Origin of the sequence: Streptomyces sp. NPDC127100 (genome assembly GCF_042724095.1) — a bacterium.
Classification (GTDB): Bacteria; Actinomycetota; Actinomycetes; order Streptomycetales; family Streptomycetaceae; genus Streptomyces.
Genome location: NZ_JBHXFL010000094.1, coordinates 1 through 6,815, shown reverse-complemented (window position 1 = coordinate 6,815; position 6,815 = coordinate 1). Strand labels below are relative to the sequence as shown.

6 protein-coding genes are annotated in these 6,815 nt (G+C 73.1%); 4 read left to right on the top strand and 2 right to left on the bottom strand.

The window, feature by feature from the left end; genetic code table 11:
* Positions 1-28: 28 nt before the first annotated feature.
* Positions 29-1,432, bottom strand: coding sequence for an ABC1 kinase family protein (locus ACFWJB_RS35305; RefSeq protein ID WP_385473058.1), 1,404 nt, complete (start codon positions 1,430-1,432; stop codon positions 29-31).
* A complete protein-coding gene (locus ACFWJB_RS35300; protein WP_386927400.1) occupies positions 1,425-2,639 on the bottom strand; it encodes a TOMM precursor leader peptide-binding protein in 1,215 nt (404 codons plus the stop codon). Before ACFWJB_RS35300 ends, ACFWJB_RS35305 begins: the two co-directional genes overlap by 8 nt.
* 234 nt (positions 2,640-2,873) lie before the next feature.
* Between ACFWJB_RS35300 and ACFWJB_RS35295 the strand changes: the two genes are divergently transcribed.
* The 4 genes from ACFWJB_RS35295 (at position 2,874) to ACFWJB_RS35280 (ending at position 6,774) form a co-directional block, all read left to right on the top strand.
* Positions 2,874-3,470 carry a M48 family metallopeptidase gene (locus ACFWJB_RS35295; RefSeq protein ID WP_385473064.1) on the top strand — a complete coding sequence of 199 codons (597 nt, stop codon included), beginning with the start codon at positions 2,874-2,876 and terminating at the stop codon, positions 3,468-3,470.
* A gap of 133 nt (positions 3,471-3,603) precedes the next feature.
* Positions 3,604-5,307: a TerD family protein gene (locus tag ACFWJB_RS35290; RefSeq protein WP_386927398.1), complete on the top strand. Its 1,704-nt coding sequence runs from the start codon at positions 3,604-3,606 to the stop codon at positions 5,305-5,307.
* Between the two features lie 13 nt (positions 5,308-5,320).
* Positions 5,321-6,001: an AIM24 family protein gene (locus ACFWJB_RS35285; protein ID WP_385473070.1), complete on the top strand. Its 681-nt coding sequence runs from the start codon at positions 5,321-5,323 to the stop codon at positions 5,999-6,001.
* A 17-nt stretch (positions 6,002-6,018) separates the two neighbouring features.
* A complete protein-coding gene (locus tag ACFWJB_RS35280; RefSeq protein ID WP_385473074.1) occupies positions 6,019-6,774 on the top strand; it encodes an AIM24 family protein in 756 nt (251 codons plus the stop codon).
* Positions 6,775-6,815 lie beyond the last annotated feature (41 nt).

Sequence of the window (6,815 nt, the reverse complement as noted above, 5' to 3'; positions counted from 1 at the left end):
CCGGCCCCCACGGGCGTCCCCCGGCGGCTCACGCCTCCGCCGCGGCCTCCTCGATCTCGTCCCCGGAGTCGTCGTACACGGCGTCGTCCGCGACCTCGTCCTCGGGGACGAAGCCCGCCAGCCACTCCTCCAGCTCCGCACGCAGACGCACCGTCGCGCCCAGCTGGCACAGCACGCCGATGGTGCTCAGCGTCACCCGGTGGATCAGCAGATAGGCCGGGGGCAGATTGAGCTGCTTGGCCAGCTGGTAGGCGGGGGAGCGGGGATCGGCGATCCGGGCCGCCTGGCTGCGCATCCAGCCGCGGGTGAAGGTGAACTCGTCGACCCGGGCCGGCTCGATGATCGGCAGGAGGTAGTCGAGGACGGCGTCGGGATCCAGCTCTATCGACTCCTTGACGAAGCCCTCCGCGCGGAGCATCTCGTAGACGGCCTCCGCCGAGCCGTCCAGCGTCATCCGCAGCGCCTCGCCGATGGGCTCCGGCAGTCCGCCCGGGAGGCGGTCGACCGTGCCGAAGTCCAGCACACCCAGCCGCCAGTCGTCCTCGCCCTCCGGCCCGCCGGGCAGCAACCGGAAGTTGCCCGGGTGCGGGTCGGCGTGCAGCAGACCGGTGCGGGCCGGACCCGAGAACAGGAAGTGGGCCAGGAGCTGGCCGGCCCGGTTCCGCTGCTCCGGCGTGCCGTCCGCGATGACCTCCGACAGCGGGATGCCGTCGATCCACTCGGTGATCAGGACCTGCTCGCACTCGTGGACCACGTCCGGCACCACGATGTCCGGGTCGTCCGCGAACTCCTCGGCGTGGGCGCGCTGCGCCTGCGCCTCCAGGTCGTAGTCCAGCTCCTCCGAGACCCGGTCCTTCAACTCCGTGATCAGTGGCTTGATGTCCATGCCCGGCACGAGCGGGCCCAGGAGACGGGCGAAGCGGCTGAGCTGGTTCAGGTCCGACAGCAGGGCCTCGCCGGCGCCCGGGTACTGCACCTTGACGGCCACCTCACGGCCGTCGTGCCACACCGCCCGGTGCACCTGGCCGATCGAGGCCGCCGCGGCGGGCTTGTCCTCGAACTCCAGGAACAGGCCGGGCCAGTCCTCGCCGAGCCGCTGCGCGAGCACGGAGTGCACCGTGCGCGTCGGCATCGGGGGCGCGGCCTCCTGGAGCTTGGTCAGCGCGGCCCGGTAGGGGCCGGCGACCTCCTCCGGCAGCGCCGACTCGAAGACGGACAGGGCCTGCCCGAACTTCATCGCCCCGCCCTTCAGCTCGCCGAGCACCTTGAACAGCTGCTCCGCGGTGCGCTGCTGGAGCTGCTGGCCGACGATCTCCGCGGACTCACCCACGATCCGCTTGCCCAGTCCCCACGTCGCCCGCCCGGCGAAGCCGAGCGGGAGCGCGGCGAGCTTGGCGGTCCGGGTGACCGCCTTCCGGGGAAGATCAGACATGCGCCCTCCAAGTCCCAGCCGGCCGCGCCGCCTCTGCCTCACGGCGTACTTCGACTGACGGCCATTGCCCAGCCATTGTCGCGCGCCGGCCCCCGTTCCCGGAGGTGTGTTCCTGCTTACCTTTCCGGGCGGCCCCGCACGGGCACGCGGGGTGCGGCCGCACCGGCCGCGCGCGCCACCGCAGCGCGGGCAGCGAGACCTCCCACCGCGCGCCGGCACTGGAGGGCGTGCGGCCGTCGAGAAGGGCGAGGGCGTGGGCCGCCGCCAGCCCGGCGACGGTCGTGGCCAGCGTCAGGTCACAGGGCGGCACCTGGCGCTGCCGGCCGGAGCGCCACTGGGCGACCAGCCGCGGCCAGGTGGCGTCGCGGTCGGTGCGGTCCGCGTGAAGGCAGCCGGCGCAGCCCGTCTCGCCGGGCAGGACGAGGGGGCCGACGACGCCGGTCCCCTCCACGACCCCGGCGTACAGGTGGGGTGTGCCCGATGCCATGAGGGACTCGGCGTGGGCCGGGTCGGGCGTGTGCGACGCGACGTCGTCGCGCGGGGCGAGGACCACCAGGGAGAGGCCCGGACCGCCGTCCTCCGGCGGTGCCGCCGGGACGCGGCGCGGCGGCCGGTCCGGCGCGGCCCGGCGCACGGCCCGCCGGGACGCCTCGTCGCGGCGGTCGCCGACGGCCTCGGCGGGCAGCCCGCCCGGGGCGACGTCCCAGGGCTCGACGCGTCCGGTGTCCCGCACGTCGACCTCGCCGACGCCGGAGCCCGACAGCAGGCAGGCCAGCACGGCGCCCACCCGGCCCGCGCCCCGCACCCGTACCCGCATCGCGCGCCGGGCGGCCAGGTGCCGGATCGCGTCCCCCGGCCGGGAGGTCGTCAGGGACAGGGACGCGAGGTCGGGGCGGAGCCGGTCGAGCACCTCCTTCTTCTCCCGCAGGGCGTCGGCGGCCGGCCCGCCGCCCCGGGAGTCGTCGAGGAGCCCGGCCCCCGCCAGCCGCTCCACCAGCCGGTCGACATGGCCGTCCGGCAGGTCCATGCGGCGTCCCTCCTCGCGCAGGAGCGCCGGTCCGCGGGTGCCGTTGAGCAGCTCCAGGAAGCTGCCCGTCGCCGTGTCCACCGGGCGGAGCGTCAGCGCGTGCGCCGGCGTCATCCCGAACTGCACGGTGTTGAGATCGCGCCAGCCGCGCCTGAGCGCGGGCTTCACCATCGGATGCATGACCGAACCCCCGTTACTCCTCGAACGTCCCCGTGCGCCGGCGGTGACGGGCCGTGTGGTGGCTGTGGGCCCGGTCACACGTCCGCCGGCGACTGCCAGCATGCACAAAATCGCCGTGGGGCGTCGAAAGTTGTCCACAGGCGGTGGGTGTTCGTCGTACAAGCGGTCGAGCGGATCGGCGCGGAACCGTCCCGGAGCCGGGACTTCCCCGTGCGCAGCGGGTAACGTCGGGGCGTGTCCGCCGACCCACTGCACCGCGCCGGAGCGCCCCAGCGCACGCCGACGAGTCCGCCGCCGAGCGGCACGGGGGCCGGCGCGATCGAGGTGCGCAGGAGCACCCGTCGACGCCGGACGGTCTCCGCGTACCGCGAGGGCGACCGCACCGTCGTGCTGATCCCCGCCCGGATGTCCGAGGCGGAGGAGCGGCGCTGGGTGGCCGTCATGCTGGACAAGCTGGCCGCCCAGGAGAGCAAGCGCGTCCTCGGCGACACCGAGCTGGCCGAGCGCGCCCGGCGGCTGTCGGACCAGTACTTCGACGGCCGGGCCCGGCCCGACTCGGTGCGCTGGGTCACCAACCAGAACACGCGCTGGGGCTCCTGCACCCCGGCCGAGGGCAGCATCCGCCTCTCGCACCGCCTCCAGGGCATGCCCGAGTACGTCGTCGACTACGTACTCCTGCACGAGCTGGCCCATCTGCTCGTCCCCGGGCACGGCCCACGCTTCTGGCGGCTGCTGGAGGCGTACCCGCGGACCGAGCGGGCCCGGGGCTACCTCGAGGGCGTGGTCGCCGCCGACCGGCTGCCGCACGTGCCCGGCGCCAGGAGCGAGTGACAGGCCCTGCAAGTGGTCCGGTACGGGCCGGCGCGGGTTCTGTACCGGGTCTGTACCGGCATCGTCCGGTGTCAGGGTTTGCCGTTAGCCTGACGCGACGCACTCGCATTCGGATGGGGGACGGTCGTAACGCATGGCCAGGGAATTCCAACGCGGCCACAAGGCCAGGATCAGTGACCTCACCGCGGGCACGGATCTGTACGTAGGCGTGCAGATCTCCGGCCCCGGACTGAGCTTCGACATCAGCTGCTTCGGACTCGACGCCGACGAACGGCTCTCCGACGACCGGTACTTCGTGTTCTTCAACCAGCCGAAGACCCCCGAGGAGGCCGTCCAGCTCCTGGGTGCGCAGGCGGGCGACACCGAGTCCTTCCGGGTCACCCTGGACAGGATCCCGTCGCACATCCAGAAGCTGTCCTTCACGGCGACGATCGACGGCGCCGGGCAGATGTCGCAGGTCGGCCCCGGATACATCCGGATCGTGGCGGGCGGCGAGGAGGTCGCCCGGTACCCGTTCAGCGGGTCGGAGTTCTCCACCGAGCGTGCGGTGATGCTGGGCGACTTCTACCTGAAGGACGTGTGGCGCTTCGCCGCCGTGGGGCAGGGGTTCGACGGCGGTCTCGAGGCGCTGCTGAGGAACTTCGGCGGCGAGGTGGCCGAGGACGAGGCTCCCGCGCCGCAGCAGCCGCAGGCCGGGGGCGCCGCTCCCGGCTTCGCCCCGCCCGCCCAGGCCTCGGCGCCCCCGGCCTTCGGTGCCCCCGCGTCCGCCCCCACCTCCACCCCCACTCCCTCTCCGGCCCCGGCGCCCGCCCCCGCGCCGCAGGGCTTCGCCCCGCCGCCCGGAGCCACGCCGCCCCCGGCGCCCGCGCCCAACGTGCACGCCGCGCCGACCATCGTCGCGCCCCTGCACACCCCGTCCGGCGGCTCCCCGGTGCCGCCCCCGGCCCCGGCGCCCGCGCCGTACGGCCAGCCCGGCCACCAGCAGCCGTACGGCCAGGTGCCCGGCCAGACCGCCCCACCGCCCCCCGGTTACGGGCAGCCCCCGGCCCCCCAGGCCCCGCCCCCGCCGCCCGGCTACGGGCAGCAGGCCCCGCCGCCCCCCGGCTACGGGCAGCAGGCACCCTACGGCGCCCCCCAGAACGCGCCGCAGGCCATGCCCCAGGGCGCCCCGCAGGGCCCCGGTGTGGCCGCCGCGCTCCAGCAGTACCGGGAGACGGCGACCGGGCAGCGCTGGACCCAGCAGAACAAGAAGCTGGTCCGCGTGGACCTCGGTGCCGAGGGACAGCCCGTCCTGGCCCGGCAGGGCAGCATGGTGCTCTACCAGGGCAAGGTCGACTTCAGCTACAAGGGCGCCGGATTCGCCGGCCGCATCGTGGGCAACGCGACCGGCCAGGAGATGCAGCTGATGCGCTGCTCGGGCAAGGGACAGGTGTTCCTCGCCGACAACTCCGCGATGCTCCACCCCATCGAGCTCCAGGGCGACGCCGTGTGCGTCTCCGCCGAGAACGTGCTCGCCTTCGACGAGAGCCTCCAGTACGAGGTCCGCCGCATCGAGGGACACGGCATCCCCGGCGGCGCGCTGTTCACGATGCAGTTCCAGGGCACCGGCACGATCGTCGTCAAGACCCACGGAGTGCCCGTGGTGCTGCCGGTCACGCCCACGACGTTCGCCGACTGCAACGCCGTGGTCGCCTGGTCGGCCGCCGCCCAGGTCGTCGTCTCCAGCCAGGTGCGGATGCGCCGCAACGCCTACGCCGGCGACACGGGCGAGAGCGTCAACCTGCAGTTCCGGGCGGCCCCCGGCAACTTCGTCGTCGTCCAGCCGTACGAGATCTGAGGGAGAGCCCGACATGAACCAGCCGCTCGCGGGCTACGCCCCCGCACCGGTCACCGCCCGCATGGAGAACCACGGCAACCACATGCTGAAGGTCGCCATGCAGACCGGGCACGACCTCTTCGCGCGCGTGGGCTCGATGGTCGCCTACGAGGGCTTCGTCCAGTACGAACCCAACCCGCCGGCCGTGCGCCAGATCGCCAAGGACTGGATGACCGGCGAGGGCGCGCCCCTGATGAAGTGCTCCGGCGACGGACTGCTCTACCTCGCCGACTACGGCGCGAACGTCGTCGTGATCAACCTCAACGGCGACGGGATCAGCGTCAACGCCACGAACCTGCTCGCCTTCGACGCCCACCTCACCTGGGGCGTCGAGCGGGTCAAGGGACTGGCGAAGTTCGCCGGGCAGGGCCTGTGGAACACGAGGATCTCCGGCCAGGGCTGGGTCGCGCTGACGTCCCGGGGCAAGCCGATCGTCGTCGACTGCGGCGGCGGCGAGGACGAGACGTACGTCGACCCCGACGCGCTCGTCGCCTGGTCCCCGAACCTCAAGGTGAAGGGCAAGCGCAGCTTCAAGGCGCAGTCGCTGATCGGCCGCGGCAGCGGCGAGGCCTACCAGATGGCCTTCTCCGGTCAGGGCATCGTCGTCGTCCAGCCCAGCGAGGACAGCACCGACCGTCTCCGGGTCCGGGGCTGAGGGGGAGCCAGAACATCATGCAGAGCCCGCTTTTCGCGTACAACGACCAGCAGACCCAGGAACGCTGGAGCCTGCAGAACAAGCACATGCTCCGCGTCGCCCTGGACGGCCACGACGACGTGCTCGCCCGCAAGGGCACGATGGTCGCCTACCAGGGCCTCGTCGAGTTCGACGCCGAGTACCAGAGCAACAGCCAGTCACGCGCGCGTGCGCACACCGGTGAGGGCCTGGACCTGATGCGCTGCCACGGGCAGGGCACGGTCTACTTCGCCAACCTCGCCCAGTACATCCACGTGATGGAGGTCGAGCAGGACGGTCTCACCGTGGACAGCAGCTACGTCCTGGCCATGGACTCCTCCCTGCACCACGAGGTCATCGCCGTCGACAGCCTGTACGGCATCTCCGGCTCGGGGAAGTACCAGCTCAACATCACCGGGCGGGGCAGGGTCGCCCTGATGACCTCGGGCGCCCCGCTGCTGATGCAGGTGACGCCCGACAAGTACGTCAACTGCGACGCGGACGCCATCGTCGCCTGGTCGACGGCACTGCGCGTGCAGATGCAGGCGCAGACGCACTCCTCCGGGGTGTGGCGGCGCCGCGGCACCACCGGCGAGGGGTGGGAGCTCAGCTTCATGGGCAGCGGCTTCGCGCTCGTGCAGCCCAGCGAGCTGCTGCCGCCGCAGAACGCCCAGATCGGATCGGGACTGGCCGCGCAGTACGGCATGGGACAGCAGGGTGCCCGGGGCCAGAACCAGGGCAACGTCTGGAGCTGACCGGGTGACCCGGCGGTACGGCGAGGGGCGACCGCCCGTGC

What these genes read in the sequence shown, in the direction of transcription:
- ACFWJB_RS35280 (WP_385473074.1), top strand. Translation starts at nt 6,019, where the DNA reads ATGCAGAGCCCGCTTTTCGCGTACAACGACCAGCAGACCCAGGAACGC.
- ACFWJB_RS35285 (WP_385473070.1), top strand. Translation starts at nt 5,321, where the DNA reads ATGAACCAGCCGCTCGCGGGCTACGCCCCCGCACCGGTCACCGCCCGC.
- ACFWJB_RS35300 (WP_386927400.1), bottom strand. Translation starts at nt 2,639, where the DNA reads ATGCATCCGATGGTGAAGCCCGCGCTCAGGCGCGGCTGGCGCGATCTC.
- ACFWJB_RS35305 (WP_385473058.1), bottom strand. Translation starts at nt 1,432, where the DNA reads ATGTCTGATCTTCCCCGGAAGGCGGTCACCCGGACCGCCAAGCTCGCC.
- ACFWJB_RS35290 (WP_386927398.1), top strand. Translation starts at nt 3,604, where the DNA reads ATGGCCAGGGAATTCCAACGCGGCCACAAGGCCAGGATCAGTGACCTC.